28 protein-coding genes are annotated in these 21,263 nt (G+C 66.2%); 16 read left to right on the forward strand and 12 right to left on the reverse strand.

What is annotated here, in order from left to right:
- The first annotated feature begins 29 nt into the window (after nt 1–29).
- The 4 genes from ygfZ to PIB44_RS11020 all read left to right on the forward strand — a co-directional run bounded on the left by ygfZ (nt 30) and on the right by PIB44_RS11020 (nt 2,608).
- Nucleotides 30–818, forward strand: a complete 789-nt coding sequence (ygfZ, locus tag PIB44_RS11005; protein ID WP_278069402.1) for a CAF17-like 4Fe-4S cluster assembly/insertion protein YgfZ — start codon at nt 30–32, stop codon at nt 816–818.
- A gap of 110 nt (nt 819–928) precedes the next feature.
- Complete coding sequence (locus tag PIB44_RS11010; protein ID WP_278069403.1) at nt 929–1,393, forward strand: hypothetical protein; 465 nt, start codon at nt 929–931, stop codon at nt 1,391–1,393.
- Nucleotides 1,390–1,590 carry a helix-turn-helix transcriptional regulator gene (locus PIB44_RS11015; protein ID WP_024353899.1) on the forward strand — a complete coding sequence of 67 codons (201 nt, stop codon included), beginning with the start codon at nt 1,390–1,392 and terminating at the stop codon, nt 1,588–1,590. The genes PIB44_RS11010 and PIB44_RS11015 overlap by 4 nt, the downstream gene beginning before the upstream one ends.
- Nucleotides 1,591–1,636: 46 nt before the next feature.
- Entirely contained in the window at nt 1,637–2,608 is a 972-nt protein-coding gene (locus PIB44_RS11020; protein WP_278069404.1) for a TraB/GumN family protein, read from the forward strand.
- Nucleotides 2,609–2,738: 130 nt separating this feature from the next.
- Here PIB44_RS11020 and PIB44_RS11025 read toward each other — a convergent pair whose 3' ends face one another.
- From PIB44_RS11025 to PIB44_RS11050, 6 genes are read right to left on the reverse strand one after another with little or no spacing between them, the layout of a single operon-like run.
- Nucleotides 2,739–3,533, reverse strand: coding sequence for a DUF3313 family protein (locus PIB44_RS11025; RefSeq protein WP_278069405.1), 795 nt, complete (start codon nt 3,531–3,533; stop codon nt 2,739–2,741).
- 58 nt (nt 3,534–3,591) lie between these two features.
- Nucleotides 3,592–4,149, reverse strand: coding sequence for a lipocalin family protein (locus PIB44_RS11030; protein ID WP_278069406.1), 558 nt, complete (start codon nt 4,147–4,149; stop codon nt 3,592–3,594).
- A 24-nt stretch (nt 4,150–4,173) separates the two neighbouring features.
- Nucleotides 4,174–5,400, reverse strand: a complete 1,227-nt coding sequence (locus PIB44_RS11035) for an SAM-dependent methyltransferase (RefSeq protein WP_278069407.1) — start codon at nt 5,398–5,400, stop codon at nt 4,174–4,176.
- Between the two features lie 31 nt (nt 5,401–5,431).
- Nucleotides 5,432–6,895, reverse strand: a complete 1,464-nt coding sequence (locus PIB44_RS11040) for a cryptochrome/photolyase family protein (RefSeq protein WP_278069408.1) — start codon at nt 6,893–6,895, stop codon at nt 5,432–5,434.
- Nucleotides 6,885–7,688, reverse strand: coding sequence for a DUF1365 domain-containing protein (locus PIB44_RS11045; protein ID WP_278069409.1), 804 nt, complete (start codon nt 7,686–7,688; stop codon nt 6,885–6,887). The genes PIB44_RS11040 and PIB44_RS11045 overlap by 11 nt, the downstream gene beginning before the upstream one ends.
- Entirely contained in the window at nt 7,685–9,022 is a 1,338-nt protein-coding gene (locus PIB44_RS11050) for an NAD(P)/FAD-dependent oxidoreductase (RefSeq protein ID WP_278069410.1), read from the reverse strand. Before PIB44_RS11050 ends, PIB44_RS11045 begins: the two co-directional genes overlap by 4 nt.
- Before the next feature lie 162 nt (nt 9,023–9,184).
- Between PIB44_RS11050 and PIB44_RS11055 the strand changes: the two genes are divergently transcribed.
- From PIB44_RS11055 to PIB44_RS11065, 3 genes are read left to right on the forward strand one after another with little or no spacing between them, the layout of a single operon-like run.
- Entirely contained in the window at nt 9,185–9,757 is a 573-nt protein-coding gene (locus tag PIB44_RS11055; protein WP_235599192.1) for a sigma-70 family RNA polymerase sigma factor, read from the forward strand.
- Complete coding sequence (gene chrR / locus PIB44_RS11060) at nt 9,754–10,392, forward strand: cadmium/peroxide/UV radiation responsive anti-sigma factor ChrR (protein ID WP_278069411.1); 639 nt, start codon at nt 9,754–9,756, stop codon at nt 10,390–10,392. The genes PIB44_RS11055 and chrR overlap by 4 nt, the downstream gene beginning before the upstream one ends.
- Complete coding sequence (locus tag PIB44_RS11065) at nt 10,389–11,195, forward strand: DUF1295 domain-containing protein (protein WP_278069412.1); 807 nt, start codon at nt 10,389–10,391, stop codon at nt 11,193–11,195. Before chrR ends, PIB44_RS11065 begins: the two co-directional genes overlap by 4 nt.
- On the opposite strand, the gene PIB44_RS11070 is transcribed toward PIB44_RS11065, so the two are convergent.
- Nucleotides 11,192–11,599 (reverse strand): DUF2177 family protein, encoded by a 408-nt coding sequence (locus tag PIB44_RS11070; protein ID WP_134581384.1) that lies wholly within the window; start codon nt 11,597–11,599, stop codon nt 11,192–11,194. The genes PIB44_RS11065 and PIB44_RS11070 overlap by 4 nt on opposite strands.
- A gap of 87 nt (nt 11,600–11,686) precedes the next feature.
- The gene (locus PIB44_RS11075) at nt 11,687–12,292 is read right to left on the reverse strand and encodes a cysteine hydrolase family protein (RefSeq protein ID WP_025977674.1); all 606 of its coding nucleotides are present in this window, start codon (nt 12,290–12,292) and stop codon (nt 11,687–11,689) included.
- Nucleotides 12,293–12,555: 263 nt separating this feature from the next.
- Here PIB44_RS11075 and PIB44_RS11080 point away from each other — a divergent pair, with 263 nt between their 5' ends.
- A complete protein-coding gene (locus PIB44_RS11080; protein WP_025977675.1) occupies nt 12,556–13,335 on the forward strand; it encodes a nucleotidyltransferase family protein in 780 nt (259 codons plus the stop codon).
- Entirely contained in the window at nt 13,319–14,116 is a 798-nt protein-coding gene (locus PIB44_RS11085; protein WP_278069413.1) for a metallophosphoesterase family protein, read from the forward strand. The genes PIB44_RS11080 and PIB44_RS11085 overlap by 17 nt, the downstream gene beginning before the upstream one ends.
- A gap of 4 nt (nt 14,117–14,120) precedes the next feature.
- Here PIB44_RS11085 and PIB44_RS11090 read toward each other — a convergent pair whose 3' ends face one another.
- Nucleotides 14,121–15,014 (reverse strand): SDR family oxidoreductase, encoded by an 894-nt coding sequence (locus tag PIB44_RS11090; RefSeq protein ID WP_278069414.1) that lies wholly within the window; start codon nt 15,012–15,014, stop codon nt 14,121–14,123.
- Between the two features lie 190 nt (nt 15,015–15,204).
- On the opposite strand from PIB44_RS11090, the gene PIB44_RS11095 reads away from it, so the two are divergent.
- The 4 genes from PIB44_RS11095 to PIB44_RS11110 all read left to right on the forward strand — a co-directional run bounded on the left by PIB44_RS11095 (nt 15,205) and on the right by PIB44_RS11110 (nt 16,994).
- Complete coding sequence (locus PIB44_RS11095) at nt 15,205–15,399, forward strand: hypothetical protein (RefSeq protein ID WP_278069415.1); 195 nt, start codon at nt 15,205–15,207, stop codon at nt 15,397–15,399.
- A 126-nt stretch (nt 15,400–15,525) separates the two neighbouring features.
- A complete protein-coding gene (locus tag PIB44_RS11100; RefSeq protein WP_278069416.1) occupies nt 15,526–15,759 on the forward strand; it encodes a hypothetical protein in 234 nt (77 codons plus the stop codon).
- Between the two features lie 28 nt (nt 15,760–15,787).
- On the forward strand, nt 15,788–16,378 hold the full coding sequence (locus PIB44_RS11105) for a DUF4142 domain-containing protein (protein WP_278069417.1): 591 nt from the start codon (nt 15,788–15,790) through the stop codon (nt 16,376–16,378).
- A 118-nt stretch (nt 16,379–16,496) separates the two neighbouring features.
- Entirely contained in the window at nt 16,497–16,994 is a 498-nt protein-coding gene (locus tag PIB44_RS11110) for a YciE/YciF ferroxidase family protein (protein WP_134581389.1), read from the forward strand.
- Nucleotides 16,995–17,037: 43 nt separating this feature from the next.
- Here the strand turns inward: PIB44_RS11110 and PIB44_RS11115 are convergent, their stop codons facing one another.
- On the reverse strand, nt 17,038–17,766 hold the full coding sequence (locus PIB44_RS11115) for a Crp/Fnr family transcriptional regulator (protein ID WP_134581390.1): 729 nt from the start codon (nt 17,764–17,766) through the stop codon (nt 17,038–17,040).
- A 159-nt stretch (nt 17,767–17,925) separates the two neighbouring features.
- On the opposite strand from PIB44_RS11115, the gene PIB44_RS11120 reads away from it, so the two are divergent.
- Together PIB44_RS11120 and PIB44_RS11125 are read left to right on the forward strand one after the other, a co-directional pair.
- Nucleotides 17,926–18,189, forward strand: coding sequence for a hypothetical protein (locus PIB44_RS11120; RefSeq protein WP_278069418.1), 264 nt, complete (start codon nt 17,926–17,928; stop codon nt 18,187–18,189).
- A 59-nt stretch (nt 18,190–18,248) separates the two neighbouring features.
- Nucleotides 18,249–18,953 carry a Crp/Fnr family transcriptional regulator gene (locus PIB44_RS11125; protein ID WP_278069419.1) on the forward strand — a complete coding sequence of 235 codons (705 nt, stop codon included), beginning with the start codon at nt 18,249–18,251 and terminating at the stop codon, nt 18,951–18,953.
- Between the two features lie 43 nt (nt 18,954–18,996).
- Here PIB44_RS11125 and PIB44_RS11130 read toward each other — a convergent pair whose 3' ends face one another.
- Both PIB44_RS11130 and PIB44_RS11135 read right to left on the reverse strand, forming a co-directional pair.
- Nucleotides 18,997–19,383, reverse strand: coding sequence for a hypothetical protein (locus PIB44_RS11130; RefSeq protein ID WP_278069420.1), 387 nt, complete (start codon nt 19,381–19,383; stop codon nt 18,997–18,999).
- A gap of 2 nt (nt 19,384–19,385) precedes the next feature.
- Nucleotides 19,386–20,207, reverse strand: coding sequence for a TIGR02587 family membrane protein (locus tag PIB44_RS11135; RefSeq protein ID WP_278069421.1), 822 nt, complete (start codon nt 20,205–20,207; stop codon nt 19,386–19,388).
- A gap of 196 nt (nt 20,208–20,403) precedes the next feature.
- Between PIB44_RS11135 and ku the strand changes: the two genes are divergently transcribed.
- Nucleotides 20,404–21,261, forward strand: a complete 858-nt coding sequence (ku, locus tag PIB44_RS11140) for a non-homologous end joining protein Ku (protein WP_278069422.1) — start codon at nt 20,404–20,406, stop codon at nt 21,259–21,261.
- Nucleotides 21,262–21,263: the final 2 nt, after the last annotated feature.

Genomic DNA, 21,263 nt, shown 5'->3' on the forward strand with positions numbered 1-21,263 from the left:
AAGCGGCTCGGGCCGCCTATCTAGGCCTTATGCCTATCGCCCGCCTCGACAGTCGCGCCCTGGTCCGCATCAGCGGCCCCGACGCCCGCCCCTTCCTGCATAATCTGCTCACCCAGAACGTGGAGACGCTGCAGCCCGGCGAGTTGCGCTTCGGCGCTCTGCTGTCGCCGCCGGGACGGCTGATGTTCGACCTGTTCATCTGGGGCGAGGAAGACGGCGTCATCCTGGATGTGGCGGCCGACCGGCGCGACGCCCTGCTCCAGCGCCTGTCGATGTACAGGCTGCGCTCCAGCGTGGACGTGATGGCGATTCCCGACGCTGTCTTCGTCGCCTGGGGCGCCGACAGGCCGGACGGCTTTGTCGACGATCCCCGCCTGCCGGCGCTGGGCGGCCGCCGCTGGGGCGATCAGAGCGAGACTGACGCCACCGAGGCCGACTGGCAGGCGCACCGCCTGACGCTGGGCGTGCCCGATCCCACGGCCGACACGCTGCAGGACAAGACCTATCCGATCGAGGCGGATTTCGACCTGCTGAACGGCATCGACTTCCACAAAGGCTGCTTCATCGGTCAGGAGACGACCTCGCGCATGAAACGGCGCGGCACGATCAAGAACCGCATGATGGCCATCGCCTTCGACGGCCCTGCCCCCGAACGCGGCGCCGAAGTGCTGAACGGGGACTTGCGGGCGGGCGAAGTCATGACCGGCGCCGAGGGGCGCGCCATCGCCCTGATGCGCTTGGACCGCATGGACGGCGATCTGACCGTCGAGGGCCGCCCCGTCCGGGTCGAGAAGCCCGACTGGATCCCTGATTTATAAGGCTGAATTCGAAAGAACGGAAAATCTGCTTGTCTCTGTGTAAAAGGCGCTTGACGTAAACGCGGCCTCGTTGGTAAAGCTCACTTGTCAACACGACAGGGGAGCTTGTCATGAATACCGAGGTCACCACCGCCGGCGCAGCCGCCGCCCGTAACAAGAAGAAGATGGACGACCTGACGGTCGTTCTGTGCGCCCTCACTGTGGTGGGCGTCAGCGCCACCGCCGCCACGCCCTTCTGGCCTGACGCCTGGGGCCGCGCGCCGTCGATCGGCGTCGTCGTCCTGGCCGCCGGACTGGCCGTCTTCACCGCCCTGCACACCCTCTACTGGTGGCGCGGCCTGGATGAGGCCGCCAAGGAGGCGCACAAATGGGCCTGGTGGTGGGGCGGCAATCTGGGCTTCGTCGTCGGCGGCGCGGCCGTCGTCATCGCCGCCCTCGCAGGCGTGAACCTGCTGCCCGCCGCCGTGCCGCACACCGATGCGGCCTTGATCGCCCTGGGCGTCGCCGCCGCCTTCGCCGCCCAGGCGGTGGGCTATGGCGTCGCCTGGTGCGGCTGGTGGTTCGCCCGTCGATGACCAGCGCCTTCGTCAATCGCCTGAAGGTCTTCCGCGCCGAGCGCGACTGGACCCAGGCCGATCTGGCCGAGCGCCTGGGCGTCTCGCGCCAGACCATCCAGGCGCTGGAGAAGGGCCGCTATGACCCTTCCCTACCCCTCGCCTTCCGCATTTCCCGCCTCTTCGGCCAGCCGATCGAAGCCATCTTCATCGCCTGATCCGGCCTCACCTTAAGCCAAACCCCTAAAATCCAAGGACTTTGCAATGACCCTCGCACACCGCATGGGCCAGTCGGCCAACTGTGTCTCGCGCTTCGCCGCTGGACTGCTGGCCGCCCTGGCCGCCTCCGCCGCCCTCGCCGCCGCGCCCGGGGCCGCTCATGCTGGACAGGCAGCGCCCGCTCCGGCCGCCGCGCCCATCCCCCGCGCCGAGGGCGCCGGCCCGCCGCTGTGGGTGGTCAGGGACGCGGACTCCACCGTCTATCTGTTCGGCACGGTCCATGTGCTGCGTCCCGGCACGGCCTGGGGCTCGGACAAGGTGGACGCCGCCTTCGCCAGCGCCTCGGACATCTGGGTCGAGGTCGCCGATCAGGACGATCAGGCCGTGGTCATGCCGGTGATCCAGCAGCATGGCGTCGATCCCTCCCGCCCTCTGTCATCGATCCTATCGACCGAGGAGTTCGCCGCCTTCGACAAGGTCGCCCAGGCCAATGGCGCGTCAGGCGCCGCGCTGGACGCCTATCGCCCCTGGCTGGCGGCCTTCATGATCTCCATGTCGGGCCCGACCAACGCGGGCTATCGGTCCGAAGCAGGCGTCGACAAGACGTTGATGGATCGCGCCAGGGCGCAGGGCAAGGCGCTGCACGGCTTTGAAACCGCCGACGTCCAGGTGCGCCTGATCGCGGGCATGAGCGAAGAGGCGCAGGTCGCCTATCTGAACAACTATGTCCGCAATGCAGACGGCATCGTCGCCAATCTGGATGCCACCGTCGCCGCCTGGCTGAAGGGCGACGCCGCCGAGGCGGGCCGCCTGAACCGCGTCAACACCCGCGACATTCACCAAGACATCCACCGCGCCGCCCTGATCGATCGCAACGCCGACTGGACCAACCAGATCGAAGCGATGATGCAGGGTTCCGGCACGGCCTTCGTCGCCGTCGGCGCCGCCCACCTGATGGATCAGGACAGCGTCATCGACATGCTGACGGCGCGGGGGTTCAAGGTCGAACGGCTGTAAGGTCCCGCCCCGACTGAACAGAGGCCCGGCGGCGACGCCGGGCCTCTTGTCTTTCGCCATCCTCCGACAAGCCAAGCGGAGAGCGGCGTCATAGAGCCGCCACCCACCGCTGAGCGTTCGCCCTTAGGCGTCAGTCCGAGTCAGGCGCTACGGGGCGTCCGCCGCTCCACTCGGGCTGGTACAGGCCCGTTGCTATGCCGGCGATAAAGCCTTCGGGCCGAATTCGCGGACCGAACCGTCGACACGGATCGGGCGTGGGCGCCGGCCGTGCTTCGCGATTTTCCGGAGCAAGGGCGTCAGCAACCATGTCGCCCAAGGGCTCGGCCAGTTGGTGCGCATCGCCGACTCGAGAAAGGGAAGGCTTGTCTGTGCCCACAAGCATGGCGTCGCGTCGCCAGACAATCGCCGCCGCCTGCCGCCCGTCCGGCGTCAACAGCTCGGCCTCGGCCCCTAGCCCGCCCAGTCCGCCGGGCGCTCGGACCTTGATCGGCCCTGGAATAAAGAAGTTCGCAACCGCGGCAGCCGCAGAGCCCGCCTGGTGCGTGGGCCGGATATGCGTCACCCCGACCCGCACGGTCCCGGCGCCTGGATCCGGCTGTTCAGCGATTTGGTATCGCTCGCTCAGTTCATAGCAAAGCTGACGATCGACCTCCGTCAAGACCAGCCGCCGCTCCTCCGGCGAAAGCACCGGGTCTGAAACGCCGAACACCTCGGCCGGCGCGACCCAGACTCGCTCGACCGTCGCGGTCAACGCTTCATCGCGACGCTGCAGAACCGAAGCCCTCACCACGTCGGTGCGAGGCTCAAGTCCTTCGTAGGAGGACAGAAAACCCGATCCCGGCTTAACCTCGGTGGTCGCGCAAGCGCCCAACGCGGCCGACAGGCCGGCTGCTGCGACGGCGAGCCGCGCAATCCTGAAATCCATGCGTCTTCTCCTGCTTTAGACCATTACGCGGCAGAAGGGTCGTCGGATCGCGCCCGGCCTAGTGTCGAACGTCTCTGACCAGGGAAAGATCATATCCGAGCGCCTTCGTCCGCTCCATGATGGCGGATCGCGTCGCTTGGTCCGGGTGGGGATTACGGCTCAGCAGCCACAGGTACCGACCCGAGGGTTCGCCGACGATCGACCAGGAATAATCATCCGCCCGATCCAGCACCCAGTAATCGCCCAGATAGAAGGGGCCGAAGAACGAGACCTTCAACTTGGCGTTGTCCGAACCGGGCGTCACCTTGGCCCTGCCCTGGGCCGTCTTGACGGGTCCGTCCACAGCGCCCTGGCGACAGGTGTTCAGCACGCTGACCAGGCCGTCGTCACGCAGACCGTATTCCGCCGTCACCGCTTCGCAGCCCCGTTCGAAGCCGTTCTCGTAGCGACCGATCTCGTACCACAGCCCTGCGTAGCGGTTCAGGTCCACCGCCTTAGCCGGTTGGGGCACGGCCGAGTTGCCGACCGGACCACGCTGCAATGTGGCGCACGCCGACAAGGTGGCGGCGGTCCCGACGGCGAACAGAACAAGGAGGCTGGTTCGTTTCAGGTTCATGGCTGGCTCCGCGCTCAAAAGGTTTCAGACGCCCCGATCCAGGGCGACTTGGATGACATCGGTTCGACCGGAACGGAACCCGGCCTCGCAATAGGCCAGGTAGAAACGCCACAGACGATGAAAACGACTATCGAACGCCTCGCTTTTGCTCCGAATGTCCGACCAGGCGGCGTCGAACCGGCGCGTCCATTCGGCCAGAGTGTCGGCGTAATCGAGACCGAAACGATCGACCGCCATCTGCTTCAGGCCTGCCTTTTCGATCACCGGGGCCATCCGGTCCTCGGACGGAAGAGAGCCGCCCGGAAAGACGTATTTCTGGATGAAGTCCGTGCGCGCGTCGTATTCCTCGAACAGGCTGTTCTGAATGGTGATGACCTGCAGGCCCGCACGTCCGCCGGGTTCAAGAACGTCGTGTATCTTCTGAAAATAGGTCGGCCAGTATTCCCGGCCTACAGCCTCGAACATCTCGATTGAGGCGACGCGGTCGAAGCGTCCCTGCACATCGCGATAATCCAGCAGGCGAATGTCCGCGCGCTCGGCCAGCCCCGCCTCGAACATGCGGCGGCGGGCGTAGTCATGCTGTTCCCGTGAGATCGTCACGCCGGTGACGAGGGCGCCGACCTCGCGCGCGGCGAACTCGGCGAAGCCGCCCCAACCGCAGCCGATTTCCAGCACGCGGTGGCCGGGCTTGAGGTCCATTAGGCGCGCCAAGGCGGCGTATTTGGCCTGCTGCGCCTCCTGCAACGACTGGTCGGGCCGCTCGAACCGCGCCGAGGAATAGGTCATCGAAGGATCCAGCCAGGCGGCGTAGAAGGCGTTGCCCAGATCGTAGTGGGCGTGGATGTTGCGTTGCGAGCCGCGTCGACTGTTGCGGTTCAGCCGATGCCCGACCCAGTTGACGGCGTTCATCAGCGGATTTCCGTCGAAGAGCCGGCGGATGTGGTCGTAATTGTTGACCAGGGTCTCCAGCAGGACCGCGAGGTCGGGCGTGTCCCACTCGCCCGCCATATAGCCCTCGGCAAAGCCGATATCGCCGCCTCTCAACACCCGAGCGGCGAAGCGCGGGTCGCGGATGACCAGAACGGCGGCGTGTCCCGTGGATCGACCGCTCAGTTGTCGGTTCGTCCCGTCCGGCAGGAGGAGCGTCAGGCGTCCCCAGGTCCAGTTCGAGGACAGCAGGCGCAGCAGCAGATCGAGAACGGGCGAAGCCCCCCTCTTCTCGTCCTGGCCGCCGTAGAAGGTCGTAGTCATGGCGTCATAAGGCCTTTGTGGGCAAAAAGGATCATGTCGGCTCTTCATCCAAGGGTCGCGCGGCGAGCGATTTCAGGGCGTCCAGCGCCCGCGCTCGCGCCGCCGCGTGATCCACGATCGGGCGGGGGTAGGTGCGGCCCAGCCTCACCCCGGCCTCGGCCAGGACAGCGGCGGGGGCCGACCAGGGCGCGTGCAGCCAGCGATCCGGCAGGGCCCGGATCTCAGGAACCCAACGACGCACATAGCGCCCGGCAGGGTCGAACTTCTCGCCTTGGGTCACCGGGTTGAAGATACGGAAATAGGGCGCGGCGTCGGCGCCAGAGCCTGCGACCCACTGCCAGTTCTGCACATTGCTGGCCTGGTCGGCGTCCACCAGAGTGTCCCAGAACCAGGCCTCGCCCTCGCGCCAGTCGATCAGCAGATGCTTGACCAGGAAGGAGGCGACCACCATCCGCACGCGGTTGTGCATCCAGCCGGTCGCCCACAACTCACGCATCCCCGCATCGACCAACGGGTAGCCGGTGCGCCCCCGCTTCCACGCCTGAAGCCCCTCGGGATCGGCCCGCCAGGGCATGGCGTCGAACTCGGGCCGGAAAGCGCGCTCGGCCATGTAGGGAAACTGATGCAACAGATGGGCCGAGAACTCGCGCCAGCCGATCTCGGCGATGAACTTGTCCGCCTGGGCGGGGGCGACGCGGCCGTCGGCGACCGCCGCGCGGACGGCCCGCACCACCCCGCGCGGGCTGATCTCGCCCCAGTGTAGGTGCGGCGACAGACGCGACGTGCCCCGGCGCCCCGGCACGTCACGGCCGACCGCGTAGTCCGCCAAACCGCTCTCGATGAAAGTCGCCAAGGCGGCGGCAGCGCCGGCCTCTCCGGGCGTCCAGTCAAAGCCTCGGGACCAGTCCGGCGCGCAGGGATGAAGCCCCCAGGCGTCGATGTCCTGGCCGGCCGGCCCCTCGGGCGTGACCAGGGTTTCCGGCGCGGGCGTCGCGGGCCGCTCGGGCGCGGCCTGAAGCAGCGCCTTCATAAAGGGGGTGAACACACGGTACGGCTTTCCCGCGCCGGTCAGGACAGCGCCCGGGCGTGTCAGCAGGCTGCCGTTGAAACCGTGGCAGGCGACGCCCTCTTCCTGCAGGTCGTGGGCGATGTCGGCGTCGCGGACGAAGGCCTCTGGCTCGAACCGGCGGTTCATGAAGACCTGGGCGGCGCCGGTCTCGTCGATCAGGCGGCGAAGTTCAGCCTCGCTGTCGCCGCGCCGCAGGATGAGCCGCCCTCCGCGCTGGCGCAGCGCGGCGTCGAGGGCGCGCAAGGATTTGTCCAGCCACCACCGGGAGGCGCCGCCGGGACCACGCCCCTCCCCGCTCTCGTCAAGAATATAAACGGGAAGGATCGGCCGTTTCGCGGCAAGCGCTGCGGCCAGGGCGGGATTATCGCCCAGCCTCAGGTCGCGGCGAAACCACAGGAGGACGGGGGTCGCAGCGTCACCGGCCAAGACGACTCTCTTTCGCCTTACGCTGGATGGTGACCGGATCCCAGGCCGGCGGCGGTTGCCGGGTGAGAGGAATACGCTTGAGCCAGAGCTTCAGCGCCTCCCAGTGGATGGCGGCCATGACCTTGAGCGTCAGCAACGGCATGGCGGCGGCGGCCGACAACAGGTTCGCGTCGGTCAGGTCGCGACGCTCGCCCGACATGGCGGCCGTGATCAACACGCCTTGGACGTCCAGGCCGTCGATGGTCAGGTTCAGACTCTCGTCTGGCGCATGGCCACGAAACTCATAATCCATCTCCATCCCCATGAAGGGCGAGACGTACAGGGCCTTGGCCGCGCCCTGACGGATCCGGCCGGCCGCCTGATCTTCTGCCGGGACGGGAATGACATAGGCGTGCCGCACGCCGAAGGTGCTGGTGACCTCATAGACCACCGCCGCGAGCCGACCGTCGGCCCCGTGACAGTAATAGAGGCTGATCGGATTGAAGACATAACCCAGCACACGCGGCATGGTCAGCAAGCGGATCGGCCCGCCCTCGATGTCTATCCCGGCCCGGCCCAGATAGGCCTCGATCTGCGGCCGCAGCGGCCCGCCCGCGCCATCGCCGTGATCCCGGTCATGAAAGGACAGCAGGTTGAAGCGATTGCGCGAGAACAGACGCAGCCGCCGATCCAGGGCGTCGATCTCAGCCAGGTCCAGCAGCAGCCAGAACACGCGGTAGTTCAGCCGATGCTCGCGCGGCCGAAGCCGCCTGTGGGCGACAACTCCGCGATAAAGGGCCGAACCATAGGTCACGCCGTCGCCTCAAGCACGCTGGGCGCGGACATGGGCAGATGGATGCGTCCGCTCTCGTTCTCGACAGCCCAGGGCCTGCGAACGCCGCCCAACTGCTCCGCGACGGCGAGTCCAGACTGTAGGCCGTCCTCGTGAAAGCCAGCGCCGAAATGGGCGCCGCAGAACCACACGCCGCCCTGCCCTTGCAGGCCCCACAGCTGCTTCTGAGCCTGGATGGCCTCTGGGGTGAAGATCGGGTGCTCGTAAAGTTCGCTGCGCAGCAAGGAGCCCGTGCGCGGCGGACGCGGCGGGTTCAAGGTGACGAACAGGTCCTGGCCTTGAAGCCCCTGAAGACGGTTCATCCAGTAGGTGACGCACAGACCGTCGTCGGCCCCGATATAGTTCCAACTGGCCCAAGCCCGTCGGCGGCGCGGCATCAGGGTCTGATCCGTATGGAGAACCGTCAGGTTGCGGCTGTAACGGAAGGCGCCCAGCACTTGGGTTTCACGCTCCGTCGGGTCCGCCAACATGGCCAGTGCCTGATCCGCATGGGCGCCGATCACTACATGGTCGAACCGCTCGGCCCCGCCCTGGCTGTCGTGGACGATGACGCCCTCGCTGGTGCGCCGCACCGCCGTCACGCCCCGGTCCAGGCGAATGTCGGAGATCGCCCGCGCCAGACGCTCGACGTAGACGCGGCTGCCTCCCTCGACCGTGCGCCAAAGCGGCCGTCCGACCAGCTTCAGCAGGCCGTGGTTGCCGCAGAAGCGTATGAAAGCCTCGGCCGGATAGTCCAACAAAGTGTGCGCCGGGGATGACCAGATCGCCGCCGCCATCGGCAGCAGGTGATCATCACGGAAAGCTTCGCTGAAGCCCTGCCGCTTCAGATAATCGCCGAGGGTCAACCGGGGATCCGTCAACCCGGCCAGATCGACTGGGGCCTGGCGGTAAAAGCGCAGGATTTCGCCTAGCATCGACCAGAAGCGCGGCCGAAACAGGTTGCGACGCTGGGCGAACAGTCCCGGCGCCGCATATTCAAATCGCCCCTGATCCAGCGACACGGCGAAAGACATATCCGTCGCGCGGGTCTGCACTCCAAGATGTTGGAATAGCGCGATCAGGTTGGGATAGGTGGCGTCGTTGAAGCAGATGAAGCCTGTATCTACGGGAACCTCGGCGCCGAGCGCGCCCGCCGTCACCGTATTGGAGTGACCGCCCAGCCTTTCGGCCTTCTCATAGAGGGTGACGAGATGCTTCTGAGACAGCAGCCAGGCCGAAGACAAGGCGGCCACGCCCGAACCCACGACGGCGACCTTCAGCGGCGCGTTAGAAGGGACAGCGGTCGGTAAGGACATAAGAGCTCCGGCCCACGATCAAAAGCGATGCAGGTTCGGCGACAGATACGAGCGGAGCGGTCGGACGGATGACGATTGATCCAAACTTTTGCGCAAAGCGTATTAGGATCCATGCATGTCGAGGCTTCGTCTTTCGCACCCTTTGAAAAGCGCGTCGGCGCCATGAGCGACGGAGCCGAGAATCCGCTTGCGCACGAACGGCTGATCGAGGCGGTGGCCCTCCGCCGCGACCGCGAGGCCTTCGCCCTTCTGTTTGAACATTTCGCCCCGCGCCTGAAAGCTTGGCTGATGAAATCCGGCGCCAGCGCAGCGGCGGCCGAAGACTTCGCCCAGGACGCCATGCTGACGGTCTGGCGCAAGGCGGACTTGTTCGACGCCCGCAAGGCGCGCGCCGCGACTTGGATTTTCACCATCGCCCGCAACCGCCGGCTGGACATGCTGCGACGCGACGCTCGCGCCCTGCCCATGCCTGAAATCGAGCCCCACGAAGACGAATCAATGCGGCCTGACGCCATACTGGTCATGAGTGACGACGCCCGCCGAGTGCGCGAGGCCTTAACGCTGCTGAAGCCCGATCAGGTCGAGGTCCTGCGCCTGGCCTTTTTCATGGACAGCCCCCATTCGGAAATCGCGCAAAGGCTGAACCTGCCGCTGGGCACGGTGAAGTCCCGCATCCGCAACGCCATGATCAAGCTGCGCGCGCTCCTCGAACCGTCCGAGGAGGCCTCCCTATGATTCCCGCCCGCAACCCTTCTGAAGAGCGCCTGCTGGCCTATGCCGCCGGAACGCTGAGTCCGCCTGAAGCGGTGGTCGTCGCCGCCCACCTGGCCTTGCGCCCCGCCAACGACGCCTGGGTCCGACGACTGCAGTCCGTCGGCGGCGAGTTTCTGGAAGAGACGCCCCCCTCGGTCCTGTCGGACGGCGCTCTGTCCCGAGCCATGGCGCGGATTGAAACCGACGCCGGCGAAGTCCGGGTTCAGCCGCCGCTGAACGACATGCCTGAACTGCCAAAACCCTTGCGGCGGTATGCCCTGGGTCCATGGCGCTGGATCGGACCCGGGATGCGGATGCGCGACGTCCATGCGCCGCGCGACGGCGATTGCCGCGTCATCTTGCTGAAAATCGATCCGGGCCGTGAAACGCCCCGCCACACCCACGGCGGGGTCGAGCTAACCTGCGTTCTGTCCGGCGCTTACGCCACCGAGACGGAATGGTTCGGGGTCGGGGATTTGGAAGAAGCTGATGAAGACGTGCTGCACCGGCCGCGCGTGGTCTCGGACGAGCCCTGCCTCTGCGTGGTGGCTCTGGACGGCCAGATACAGCTCGACGGCTGGATGGGCCGCCTGATGCAGCCCTTCGTGCGGCTGTGATCGGCGCCCTGCTGGCGCTTTGGGCCGGGGCGGCGCTGTTCCTGGTTCTTGTGATGGCGGCCGCTTGGCTGGTTCAACGCCGTACAGGTCAGGGGGGATGGGCGGACGCCTTCTGGTCGCTGGGCTTGGGCGCGGCGGGGGTCTTGGTGGCCCTGTTCCCGCTCGACAGCGCCGCGCCGTCCGCCCGCCAGACCCTCGCGGCCTGTCTGATCGGCGCCTGGGGATTGCGTCTGGGCCTGCACATCGCCGCCCGCGCCCGCTCGTCGCACGAAGACCCGCGCTACGCCCGCCTGCGACAGGATTGGGGGCCGCATTTTCAGTCCCGGATGTTCGGCTTCCTGATGCTGCAGGCGGGGGCCGCCGCCCTCCTGGCGCTCAGCATCCTGGTCGCCGCCCGTAATCCGGCGCCGGGCCTGAGTTTCCAGGACGCCCTTGCGACCCTCGTGTTCGTGGCCGCCCTGTGCGGCGAAGCCCTGGCTGATCGTCAATTGAGCCGCTTCAAGGCCGATCCGGCCAATCGCGGCGAAGTCTGCGACACCGGCCTCTGGGCCTGGTCCCGGCATCCCAACTACTTCTTCGAATGGCTCGGCTGGTGCGCCTGGCCGATCTTCGCCCTCAACCTGAGCGGCGACTGGACGTGGGGGTGGTTGGCGCTGAGCGGACCGGCCTACATCTATTGGCTGCTGACCCGGGTGTCGGGCGTGCCCTTGCTCGAGGCCCACATGCGTCGCTCGCGCCCGGAGGCCTTCGCGGCCTACGCCGCGCGCACCAGCGTCTTCTTTCCTCGGCCGCCGAGGCCTTAAAGCATGCGGAACACTCGCGCGGCGAAGGCGCAGGCGATCGCCGACGACCCCGCGCTGACGCATACGCCCCAGGCCATGTCGATCAACGACAGTTTCAGGCTCCAGGTCTTCAGCGTCGCCAGGTTCGTCAGGTCATAAGTCCCGTAAGCGAACAGGCCGAACAGGCCGCCCCACAAGAGCGCCTTCTTCCAGCCGCCCTCAGCCAAACCAGGCCAGACGGCGAAGAGGGTCAATCCCGCCGCATAGAGAGCATAGAAGGCGATCGCGGGCGCCAGCCTGAAGTTATCGGCCAACATCGAACCGATAAAAGGACGATAGAGCCGGTCGCCCATACTGCCTAACCAGGCGGTGTCGATGATGGCGAACACGATCAGGGTGGAAAGATAGGCAATCGCGATATTCATAGACGACCTCCAGCAGCACTGCTGATGATATACGATCACGCACGGCGATTGGATTTGGGATCCCGACCAAGATGGGCGGAAAGGCGGCTAGGTCCAGGCGTCCAGCACCTCATCGCATTCGGCCGTTTCGATCTGCTGGCTGAAGCGGTCATGGTAGAGGTTGAGCAGAGCTTCGTGCGCCTGATCTGACGAACTGCACACCGCGTCGGAGACCACGATCACGCGAAAGCCCAGATCCACGGCGCCCAGTACGGCTGCGAGGACGCACATATCCGTCTCGGCCCCCGTCACCACAAGCGTGTCCACCTGTCCCGCCGCAAGGGCTGACGCCAGATTTGTCCCCATCCAAGGCGAGTAGTGCGCCTTGTCTAAGACACGGGCGGGTGGAGTGAAGGTTTGAAGCTCGGGCAAGAGCTCAACGCCCTCCTCCCCCAGGTTTTCGAGGGTGATCGACTCCCATCGACGCCAATACCGCCGCCAGGCTCCTCGACCATCGCCCGGCGAGCGGGCGGGGATAAAGCGGGTGAAGCACGTGCGATCAGCACGGCGCTCGCACAGGCGCACGACGACCGGCAGCACGCGGGGCATCCACGGCGTCCGCCAGGCTGTTTCCTCTGCGAACATCCGTTGCATGTCGACGCATAGATGCACCGCAGAGGCTGGAATGCGCCCATAGATGATGCCGGAAGCCATGAACTGGCAAAGCCTAAATCTCCGCCAGGTTCCCGCCCAGGCGACTCCGTTTCGGACGCCAGGACATCGAAACCCAACCTGTGTGGAAGTTCGAGCACCGGCGCCCCGGGCCAACCGGGTCGCCAGACTTCCTGCCCGCGCAAATGAAGACCAACGAGCCCAAGACGGGGCGCTTGTCAGCAACCGCGCAGTCACCGCGAGGGCCGGGCGGAACCCGGCTTGGCGATGCGCCGTTCCCTTGCCCTGTTTAGGAACCGCATCCCATGTCCGACACGATCGCCGACCCGGCCTTTGAACCACCGCCCGAAGCCCAGGCCTTCTACGAGGAGGCCTTGCGCCTGCTGAAGGAATCCGGCGTGCCCTTCCTTCTGTCGGGCACCTATGCGGTTACCGCCTATACGGGAATCCGTCGGCCGACCAAGGATCTCGATGTCTTCTGCAAGCCTGGCGATTACCCTCGAATCCTCGCCTTCTTCCAGGCGCGCGGCTATCGCACCGACGTGGAGGACGAACGCTGGATCGCCAAGGTCTGGAAGGATGACAAGCACTTCTTCGACGTCATCTTCGCCATGTCGAACGGCACCATCGCCGTGTCCGACAGCTGGTTCGGACCGGACCGCATCACCGTCTACGGGCATGAGGTGACGATCACCCCGCCGACCGCCCTGATCCTGTCCAAGGCCTTCATCCAGGATCGCTATCGCTACGACGGCGCCGATGTGAACCACGTCATCCTGAAGCAGGCCGAGGCCATCGACTGGAAGTCGCTTCTGGATCAGATGGACCTTTATTGGGAGGTGCTGATGGCGCACCTGCTCAACTTCCGCTTCGCCTATCCGACCGAGCGCGGCCTGGTGCCCGCCTGGCTGATGACCGAACTGATCGGCCGCCTGCAGGCCCAGGTCGATCTGCCGCCGCCGCGCGTCAAGGTCTGTCGCGGGCGTCTGTTCAGCCCGCGCGACTATATCGCCGACATCTCCGAATGGGGCTTCGGCGACGTGGTGGGCAAGGGCCTTGAGGAGCGCCATGACCCCGTCGCCTGACACGTCTGAAGCGGCGCCTTCGGTCGAGGGGCAAACGCCCCAGCCGGGCATGGAGTCCGGGCCGAAGAAGAAGCTGCGCGTCGCCGCCGTGGCCGACCTGCACGTCGGCGAAACCTCGCATCGCGCCTATCGCGACCTGTTCGACCGGGTGCATGAGGACGCAGACGTGCTGTGCCTGTGCGGCGACCTGGTCAACTTCGGCAAGACGGTCGAGGTTGAGAACCTTCTGGAAGACCTGCGCGCCTGCCGCATCCCCATGGTCGGCGTCCTGGGCAATCACGAGCATGAGTGCGGCCAGCCGCTGGAAGTCAGCCGCATGCTGACCGACGCAGGGGTCAAGATGCTGACCGGCGAGGCCTATGAGATCGACGGCGTCGGCTTCGCCGGGGGCAAGGGCTTCGTCGGCGGTTTCGGCCGCTACATGCTCAGCTCCTTCGGCGAGGCCTCGGTCAAGACCTTCGTCAATGAGGCGGTGGAAGACGCCAACCTCATAGAGAATTCGATCCGCACCCTGCGCACCGAGCGGAGCGTCGTGCTGCTCCACTACGCCCCGGTCGTGGATACGGTGATCGGCGAGCCGCCCGAGATTCACGCCTTCCTAGGCTCGTCGCGCCTGGCCGAGGTCGTCGACCGCTATGAGAACGTCAAGCTGGTGCTGCACGGCCACGCTCATCGGGGGACCCCGGAAGGCCGCACGGCGCGCGGCGTCCCGGTCTACAACGTCGCCCTGCCCGTACTGCGGACGCTGGGCGACACCCCGTATCGCGTGTTCGAGGTCTGAAGGCTCAGGCGATCCCGGCGCCGCCAGTCACGCCCCAGACCTCGCCCGTGACGAAGCTGGCTTCCTGCGAGGCCAGCAGCACATAGACGGGCGCGATCTCGACCGGCTGGCCTGGGCGACCGAAGGCGCTGTGGGCGCCGAATTTCTCCACCTTCTCCTGGGGCTGGCCGCCGCTGGGCTGCAGAACCGTCCAGAAGGGCCCCGGCGCCACGGCGTTCACCCGCACCCCCTTCTCGATCAACTGCTTGGCCAGGGCCTTGGTGTAGGTGACGATCCCGCCCTTGGTGGTGGCGTAGTCCAGCAGGATGTCCGACGGCTCATAGGCCTGGATCGAAGCCGTGGTGATGACCGCCGCGCCCGCAGGCAGATGGGGCGCCGCCGCCTGACACAGCCAGTGCAAAGCGTAGAGGTTGGTCTTCATGGTCGCGTCGAAATCATCGGTCGACACCTCTTCGACATTCTCGCGGAACTGCTGTCGGCCCGCGTTAACGACCAAGATGTCTAAGCCTCCGAAAGCGTCCAGCGTGCGCGCGACCATGGTGGCGTTCCACGCCTCGTCGCGCACGTCCCCGGGCAGGGCCAGCGCCTTGACGCCCTCCGCCTCGACCAGGGCGATCACCTCCCGCGCGTCGGCTTCTTCCGAAGGCAGATAGGAGATCGCCACGTCGGCGCCCTCACGAGCGTAAGCGATGGCGACTGCGCGACCGATGCCGGAATCAGCGCCGGTGATCAGGGCGCGCCGCCCTTTCAGCCGCCCGTGGCCTTGATAGCTCTTCTCCCCGTGATCCGGCTGGGGCTCCATACTGGCGACCAGGCCTGGCGCAGGCTGGGGCTGACGCGGAAACGGCGGGCGCGGATACTGATGACGGGGGTCCTGCATGGTCAGGCGGTCGGACATTGCGGCTCCTCTTAACGACTGAAGGCGTGCCATCCTAAGTCGCACCCGCGGCGAGCGTTCCCCGCCCGGTTCAACTCGCCAGCGTGAAGACGCCTCTCATCCGTCTCGTCCGAAAATCCAGAAGCGACCGGCGCCATACGGAACAGGCGGCGCGCCTTTTTCTTTCTCTTCGCGACGAAAGGAGTCCCTCTTGCCCCTCGCGAACAAGGAAAAGCCTCAGATCCTGCGACAGCCGCGACGCTTGCTGGTGGTTGTCGGCGCCGTCCTGGCGCTGTTGATCGTCGTGTATCTGGCTACAGCCGCCACCGGCTTTCTTCGCACTCAGACCAAGGTTCCAGATCCGCGCATGACGGGTACGGAGGCGCCCCTGGAGCGCGCCATGTGACGGCGGTTGCGAGCTTGACCGTTTGGAACAGCCCCGCGCCTCGCCGCTTAACGTTCTGTCACAGGGAGGAAAGAATGAACCGACTTCGCACTCGCCTGCCCGCCGCCGCCATCATGGGAGGCCGTCATGCGCTTTTATGAAGTCGTTGTCGGCAGCGACAGCGGCCCCCAGCGGACCCTGCAGGTGGCCTCGCCCACGGACGCACAGGCCGCCGACGCCGCCGCTCGCCTGATGCGGGCGCACGAAGCCATTCTGTCCATTCGAGACGTGCCTGACGATGGGCTGCAGCAGGCCGATGGTCCGCCGCCCAGAACTCAGGCCGAAGAACTGGCCCCCGGTTCCCCCGGGGATGGCCGCTAAATCCTGATCCATCGCAAGGAGGACACTTATGATCAAACAAACCGTCGCGGTCGTGGCCGTCTCGGCCGCCGCTCTCACCCTGGCGGCCTGCAACCAGCAACAGGGCTCTGACGCCGTCGATAAGGTTCAGGACGCCGTTTCCGAACCGGTGGGTCAGACCTCGGCCGCCACCATGGGCGCCAACATGGTCAGCGCCTATGTTCCGAACGCCGCCATGGGCGACATGTACGAAATCCAGGCCGCCGACATCGCCCTGGAACGGTCGCAGAGCGCCCAGGTCAAGGAACTGGCCAAGATGATCAAGGCGGATCATACGGCCGCCGCCGCCGCCCTGAAAACCGCCGCCGCGCAGGCCGCGCCTGACACCGCCGTGCCGAGCGCACTGGATCAGCGTCGCCAAGGCCTGATCGATAACCTCGGCTCGGCCGATGCGGCGAATTTCGACAAGACCTATATCGACCAACAGGTCGCCGCCCACGAGGAAGCTGTCACGCTTCATCGCGGTTTTTCGGACAAGACGGACGCCCCGGCGCTTGCTGAACACGCCCGCACCGTCCTGCCCAAGATCGAAGCGCACCTGCAGCGCGCGAAGCAGGTGCAGTCCAGCCTGGCCGGCTGACGTCAAACCGGTCGCGGAAGCAGAGCGTCCGCAGAGGCTCTGTCTAAATGCAGACACGCCGGAACACTCTCACGTATCCGCCGCTTCGAAGATCCCCACTCATTTTTAGGAGACACTCATGGCCGAGAAAACACTGCAGACCCTGTTTCACGACACTCTGCGCGACATCTATTACGCCGAGCGGAAGATCCTGAAGTCTCTGCCCAAGATGGCCCGCGCGGCTCAATCTCCTGAGCTCAAGGCGGCGTTCGAGAAACATCGCGAGCAGACGGAAGGGCAGATCGAACGCCTGCAGCAAGTGTTCGAGATCATCGGCAAGCCCGCCCGCGGCAAGACCTGCGACGCCATCGAGGGCATCTTGGCCGAGGGCGACGAAATCGCCGATGACTACAAGGGCACGGCAGCGCTCGACGCCGGCCTATTGGCCGCCGCGCAGGCGGTGGAGCATTATGAGATCACCCGCTACGGCACGCTGAAGCGGTGGGCGCAGGTGCTGGGGTTGAAGGACGCCGTCAAACTGCTGGACGAGACTCTCCAGGAGGAAAGCCAGACGGACGAGGACCTGACCGCCATCGCCGACGCCGCGGTCAACGCGGAGGCCATGCAAGCCGCCTGACGGCCGACCGCCCCGCCGCGTCGTCGGCGGGGCGAACCCGGCTTCAGACCGGCAGCTTTTCCAATCGCAGGTAGGAAGGATTGAACTCGGCCGCCTCGGCCAGTCGGTCCCAGGCGAGGATGCGAACCTCGGGGCCGGTCCATTCCAGCCACCCCGCCTCACGCATGACCTTCAGCGTGCGGTTCACATGCACCGCCGACATGCCCAGCAGATTTGCGATCTCCGCTTGAATGATCGGAAAATGGAACGCCCCGTCGCGGGCGAGGCCGACGGTCTGAAGGCGGGCGTAGATTTCACAGACCAGCAGGGCGGCCCGTTCCAACGCCTCCTGACGGCCCAGCGCCAGCAGCCATTCGCGGTGCATGGCGGCGTCCACCACCGTCTCCAGCCACAACAGTCGCGCCAGATGCGGATGCTGCTCGGTCAGGGTTCGCAAACGATTGTGAGGGGCCTCTGCGATAAGACAATCAGTCAGCGCGCGAACACCGTGATCGACCCGCTTCAGCACGAAGCCATGCAGGTCGATGAAATCTCCGGGAATGTTGATCTGCGTATACTGACGCCGCCCATCGCTCAGGTCGCGATACCTCGCGCAGAACCCGCTGATGACCAAGCTGGAATGCTCGACCAGGGCGTCCTGGGAGACGATGTCGCAACCCGCCGGCTTCGCCACGACATGGGTCAATACGCTTCGCAAGGCCTCCCGCTCGTCCTCGGCGAGGTCGTCGCGACGCTCCAGCTTCTTCTCCAACAGGCGGCTATGATCAGGCATGGTATGGCTCCGCTTACGCTTGGCCGGTGCTCAACGCTGCGGCGCGGCGAATGTTGCCGCCAAGCTAGCTCGCCTCCGGTTCCACAAAGCCGCAAAGGCGACAGATCGAACCGCCTGCGGCCGGCCGCATTGAGTTCGCGCCACAGGGGAGTTTTCATTGTGAATAGGACACCAGTCATCGAGCGGGCTTTTGAGCTGGCGCGCAGCGGTCGCTTCCGCATCCCGAGCGAGATCCGCAAGGCTATGATCACCGACCGCTATACCCAAGCTGAGTTGTTCCAGCTGGAAGGCAAGGCCACCTGGCGCCAGCTGCGGACGTTGTGCGCGGATTCCTATTATCGCGCCTCAAGCGGACCTGGCAGGCCTGGAGCAGCGCTGAAACTGGCCGATGCTCTCGCTGACACGCGGAGCTTCGGCGACTAACCCATGTAAGCGCGGTCCCTTCGCCACTCATGGCAGGGCTCTCCCTCCAAGGAGGGCCCATGCCTGCAGATTCGGCCGCCACGCTGTCCCCATCCATCCCGCTGAACGGGCGTGCACGCGCGCATATCGGCGATCATCCGGTGTATCGCGCCTTGCCGCCGGACACGCGGCGGCGCCTGCTCGAGGAAGGCACGGAAATCGAGCTCCGGCGCGATGCGCCTCAGCCCCTGGACAGAGACCATCTCTGGTTTGTGCTCTCAGGCGTGCTGGGCGCCTTCCCGGCCGACAGCGAGGTTTGCGTCGCGCAGGTCGTATCCGGCGCCGTCTACGGCTGGGAGCACGCCCTCGGCTTCAGCGGCAGCGCAGCCCAGGTGCGACCGGTGCTGGACGTGCGGGTGTTCCGCGTCCCCGCCGCCGCCGCCCGCGAGGCGCTGGGTTATGACTGGCTAGCGCGTTTCGTGGCCCTCCAGGCTGTCCAGCGCCTGACCTTTCTGGAACAGGAAGCCGCCTGCAACGCCTCCCACCGGGTCTCGGAACGCTTGGCGAAATGGCTGCTTCGCCTGCATCTCGGCGGAAACGGCGCACCGCTTCGCCTGAATCAGGCCCAGCTGGCGGCCATGCTTGGCGTCCAGCGCACCAGCATCAATGCGGCGGCGCGCAGCCTGCAGGCGATGGGCGGCGTGCGGTTCAGCCGCGGCAAAGCTTCGATTCTCGATGTGCCCAAGCTGACCGCCGGGTCATGTCGTTGCGGCGCGACGCACTGACGAAGGCGGCGACCGGCCTCGGCAAGCAACGCCGGCCGGCGCGTCAGGGCTCTGACCAGCCCAGCACGCGCAGGGCCGGATCGGGCTTGTCCCTCTGCGAGAAGACCAGGCTCGCCTTCTTCTCTCCCTGCCCCGGAACATAGTCGAGCGAGGCGCCGGACCGTTCGTCGCCGACCCGGCCCTCGATGTCCACGGCGGCTGCGGCCAGGTCGCCGTGATTGGCGACAACGACGTCGACCACCCACCCGCCGGACGAAGGTCGCACCGCCTCGCTTCTGATCGTCAGCGTCGCCGGCGCCGGAACGGTGAAGGCCGCTCGCGCCAATACGGCCGCTGCGGCGAGCGTGATCAGAAATCCAGCCAAGGCGCAGGCGCGCTGCAGCCGCGACACGCCCCTTGTTCCTGTCTTCTGCTTCTTCTTGTCGGTCACGACTACACCAGAAGCCGCGCTGCCGCAGCGCCGATCGCCGCCGGAAAAGCGAGGATGATGACATTGGCCATAAGGGCCTGAAGGCCATGGCCGTCCGCTCCTCCGAACACCCACAGCATGGCGAGGCTGGCCAGCAGGCACAGGGCGTAGCCAGGCAGGGTGAAGTGGAAGAACGCCCGGATCGGCGTCTCCGCCTGTTCCTGTCCGGCGAAACCCGCCTCGAAGACGATCAAGTGCAGCAGGACCACCGAGAGAACGAGCACGCCCAGGGCGCCCAGCGGCGACGCCATATAGGCGATCAGACGCATCTCCTCGGTCGGGGCCAGGTTCAGGGCGAAGTAGAGGGCGCCGACCAGCATCAGGAACAGTTCGCCCGGATAGGAGGCCTCATCCTCATCGCCCTCGTCCGGGTCGCCGGACAGCTGGCGTCGCGCCGCCAGAGCGCCCAAGGCGGCGGGCGCCGCCTGCAGGGACATCTGCCCCACGGCGGACGCCGGTGAACTGAAATCCAGCACATTGAAGATCAGCAGAAGCGCAGCGGCGGTGACGAAGCCCACCGCCAGCGCCACCAGGGTGTCCAGCGCAGTGTTGACCAGACCGCGGCGCGCCGAAAACCCGGCATAGTGCGCCAGCCCGAACAGCACCGGCAGGGCCGCCAGCAGAAAGACGAGACGCCGCTCCGGTTCCGCCGAGAAACCGAGCGCCCACATCTCCATCGTCATAAGCAGGGGCAGACTGAACAGCAGGGCGCCGCCGAAGGCTCGGCCCAGATCGCGGAGGTAGGCGCTGTCTTCGGCCCTGGCGGCGTCCTGGATCGTCGTCATGACCATGCAACGCCGCCGTCCGGTTTCGGCTCCCGCGCGGATCGCGCCCTCGCCTCACTCGAGGCGACTGCGGGCTGGCGGAGGGTCGCATGGAAGCGGTTCGCGCTGCTCGCCCCTACCGCGACGCAGCGTTGATGCTTGACTGGAAGCGAACGGAACGTCTCGCCGCGCATTCCTTTTGCCGATGGAGGATCACATGGCTGCTCGCCCGACCTGGCAAGGACATCTGAAGCTGTCGCTCGTCACCTGCCCGGTGGCGCTCTACACCGCGACTAGCAGCGCCTCCGACGTGCGCTTCCACCTGATCAACCCCGACACCCACAACCGCATCCGCATGGTGCCGACCGATCCCGACGCGGGGCCGGTGGAACGCAGCCATCTGGTGCGCGGCTATGAGGTATCCAAGGACGAATACGTCCTGTTCGACGACGCTGACTTTGACAAGGTGCGGCTGGACAGCACCAAGACCATTTCCATCGACAAGTTCGTCGACGAGTCCGACATCGACCGCCTCTACTGGGACGACCCCTTCTTCGTCGTTCCGGAAAAGGGCGCGGGCGTCGAAGCCTTCGCCGTGATCCGCGACGCCATGCAGAAGCAGGGCAAGGTGGCGCTGGGCCAGTTGGTGCTGCGCGGCAAGGAGCGCCAGCTGGCGCTGGAGGTGCGCGGCAAGGGCCTGGTGGCCTACACCCTGCGCGCCCACGACGAGGTGCGTGACGCCGACGACTATTTCGACGACATTCCCAAGGTGAAGGCCGACGCGGACATGGTCGAGATCGCCGCCCGCATCATCGCCCAGAAGGAAGCCGACTTCGACCCGACCGCCTTCAAGGATCGCTACGACGACGCCCTGCGCGAGATGATCAAGGCCAAGACCAAGGGGGGCAAGGGTCTGGTCGACGTGGCCGAGCCGGACGACACCAACGTCATCGACCTGATGGCGGCGCTGAAGAACAGCCTGAAAGGCTCGGCTGGCGGCGCTCGCAAGCCGGCGGCCAAGAAGCCCGCCTCCAAATCGACCTCCAAGTCGGCGCCGCGCAAGAAGACCGCCTGACG

Source organism: Brevundimonas sanguinis (assembly GCF_029636725.1).
GTDB lineage: Bacteria > Pseudomonadota > Alphaproteobacteria > Caulobacterales > Caulobacteraceae > Brevundimonas > Brevundimonas sanguinis.

Bases quoted from the DNA above. Each gene is read 5' to 3' on its own strand.
- ygfZ (WP_278069402.1), top strand. From the start codon at position 30: ATGCCTATCGCCCGCCTCGACAGTCGCGCCCTGGTCCGCATCAGCGGC.
- PIB44_RS11010 (WP_278069403.1), top strand. From the start codon at position 929: ATGAATACCGAGGTCACCACCGCCGGCGCAGCCGCCGCCCGTAACAAG.
- PIB44_RS11015 (WP_024353899.1), top strand. From the start codon at position 1,390: ATGACCAGCGCCTTCGTCAATCGCCTGAAGGTCTTCCGCGCCGAGCGC.
- PIB44_RS11020 (WP_278069404.1), top strand. From the start codon at position 1,637: ATGACCCTCGCACACCGCATGGGCCAGTCGGCCAACTGTGTCTCGCGC.
- PIB44_RS11025 (WP_278069405.1), bottom strand. From the start codon at position 3,533: ATGGATTTCAGGATTGCGCGGCTCGCCGTCGCAGCAGCCGGCCTGTCG.
- PIB44_RS11030 (WP_278069406.1), bottom strand. From the start codon at position 4,149: ATGAACCTGAAACGAACCAGCCTCCTTGTTCTGTTCGCCGTCGGGACC.
- PIB44_RS11035 (WP_278069407.1), bottom strand. From the start codon at position 5,400: ATGACTACGACCTTCTACGGCGGCCAGGACGAGAAGAGGGGGGCTTCG.
- PIB44_RS11050 (WP_278069410.1), bottom strand. From the start codon at position 9,022: ATGTCCTTACCGACCGCTGTCCCTTCTAACGCGCCGCTGAAGGTCGCC.
- PIB44_RS11055 (WP_235599192.1), top strand. From the start codon at position 9,185: ATGAGCGACGGAGCCGAGAATCCGCTTGCGCACGAACGGCTGATCGAG.
- chrR (WP_278069411.1), top strand. From the start codon at position 9,754: ATGATTCCCGCCCGCAACCCTTCTGAAGAGCGCCTGCTGGCCTATGCC.
- PIB44_RS11070 (WP_134581384.1), bottom strand. From the start codon at position 11,599: ATGAATATCGCGATTGCCTATCTTTCCACCCTGATCGTGTTCGCCATC.
- PIB44_RS11075 (WP_025977674.1), bottom strand. From the start codon at position 12,292: ATGGCTTCCGGCATCATCTATGGGCGCATTCCAGCCTCTGCGGTGCAT.
- PIB44_RS11080 (WP_025977675.1), top strand. From the start codon at position 12,556: ATGTCCGACACGATCGCCGACCCGGCCTTTGAACCACCGCCCGAAGCC.
- PIB44_RS11085 (WP_278069413.1), top strand. From the start codon at position 13,319: ATGACCCCGTCGCCTGACACGTCTGAAGCGGCGCCTTCGGTCGAGGGG.
- PIB44_RS11090 (WP_278069414.1), bottom strand. From the start codon at position 15,014: ATGTCCGACCGCCTGACCATGCAGGACCCCCGTCATCAGTATCCGCGC.
- PIB44_RS11100 (WP_278069416.1), top strand. From the start codon at position 15,526: ATGCGCTTTTATGAAGTCGTTGTCGGCAGCGACAGCGGCCCCCAGCGG.
- PIB44_RS11105 (WP_278069417.1), top strand. From the start codon at position 15,788: ATGATCAAACAAACCGTCGCGGTCGTGGCCGTCTCGGCCGCCGCTCTC.
- PIB44_RS11110 (WP_134581389.1), top strand. From the start codon at position 16,497: ATGGCCGAGAAAACACTGCAGACCCTGTTTCACGACACTCTGCGCGAC.
- PIB44_RS11115 (WP_134581390.1), bottom strand. From the start codon at position 17,766: ATGCCTGATCATAGCCGCCTGTTGGAGAAGAAGCTGGAGCGTCGCGAC.
- PIB44_RS11125 (WP_278069419.1), top strand. From the start codon at position 18,249: ATGCCTGCAGATTCGGCCGCCACGCTGTCCCCATCCATCCCGCTGAAC.
- PIB44_RS11135 (WP_278069421.1), bottom strand. From the start codon at position 20,207: ATGACGACGATCCAGGACGCCGCCAGGGCCGAAGACAGCGCCTACCTC.
- ku (WP_278069422.1), top strand. From the start codon at position 20,404: ATGGCTGCTCGCCCGACCTGGCAAGGACATCTGAAGCTGTCGCTCGTC.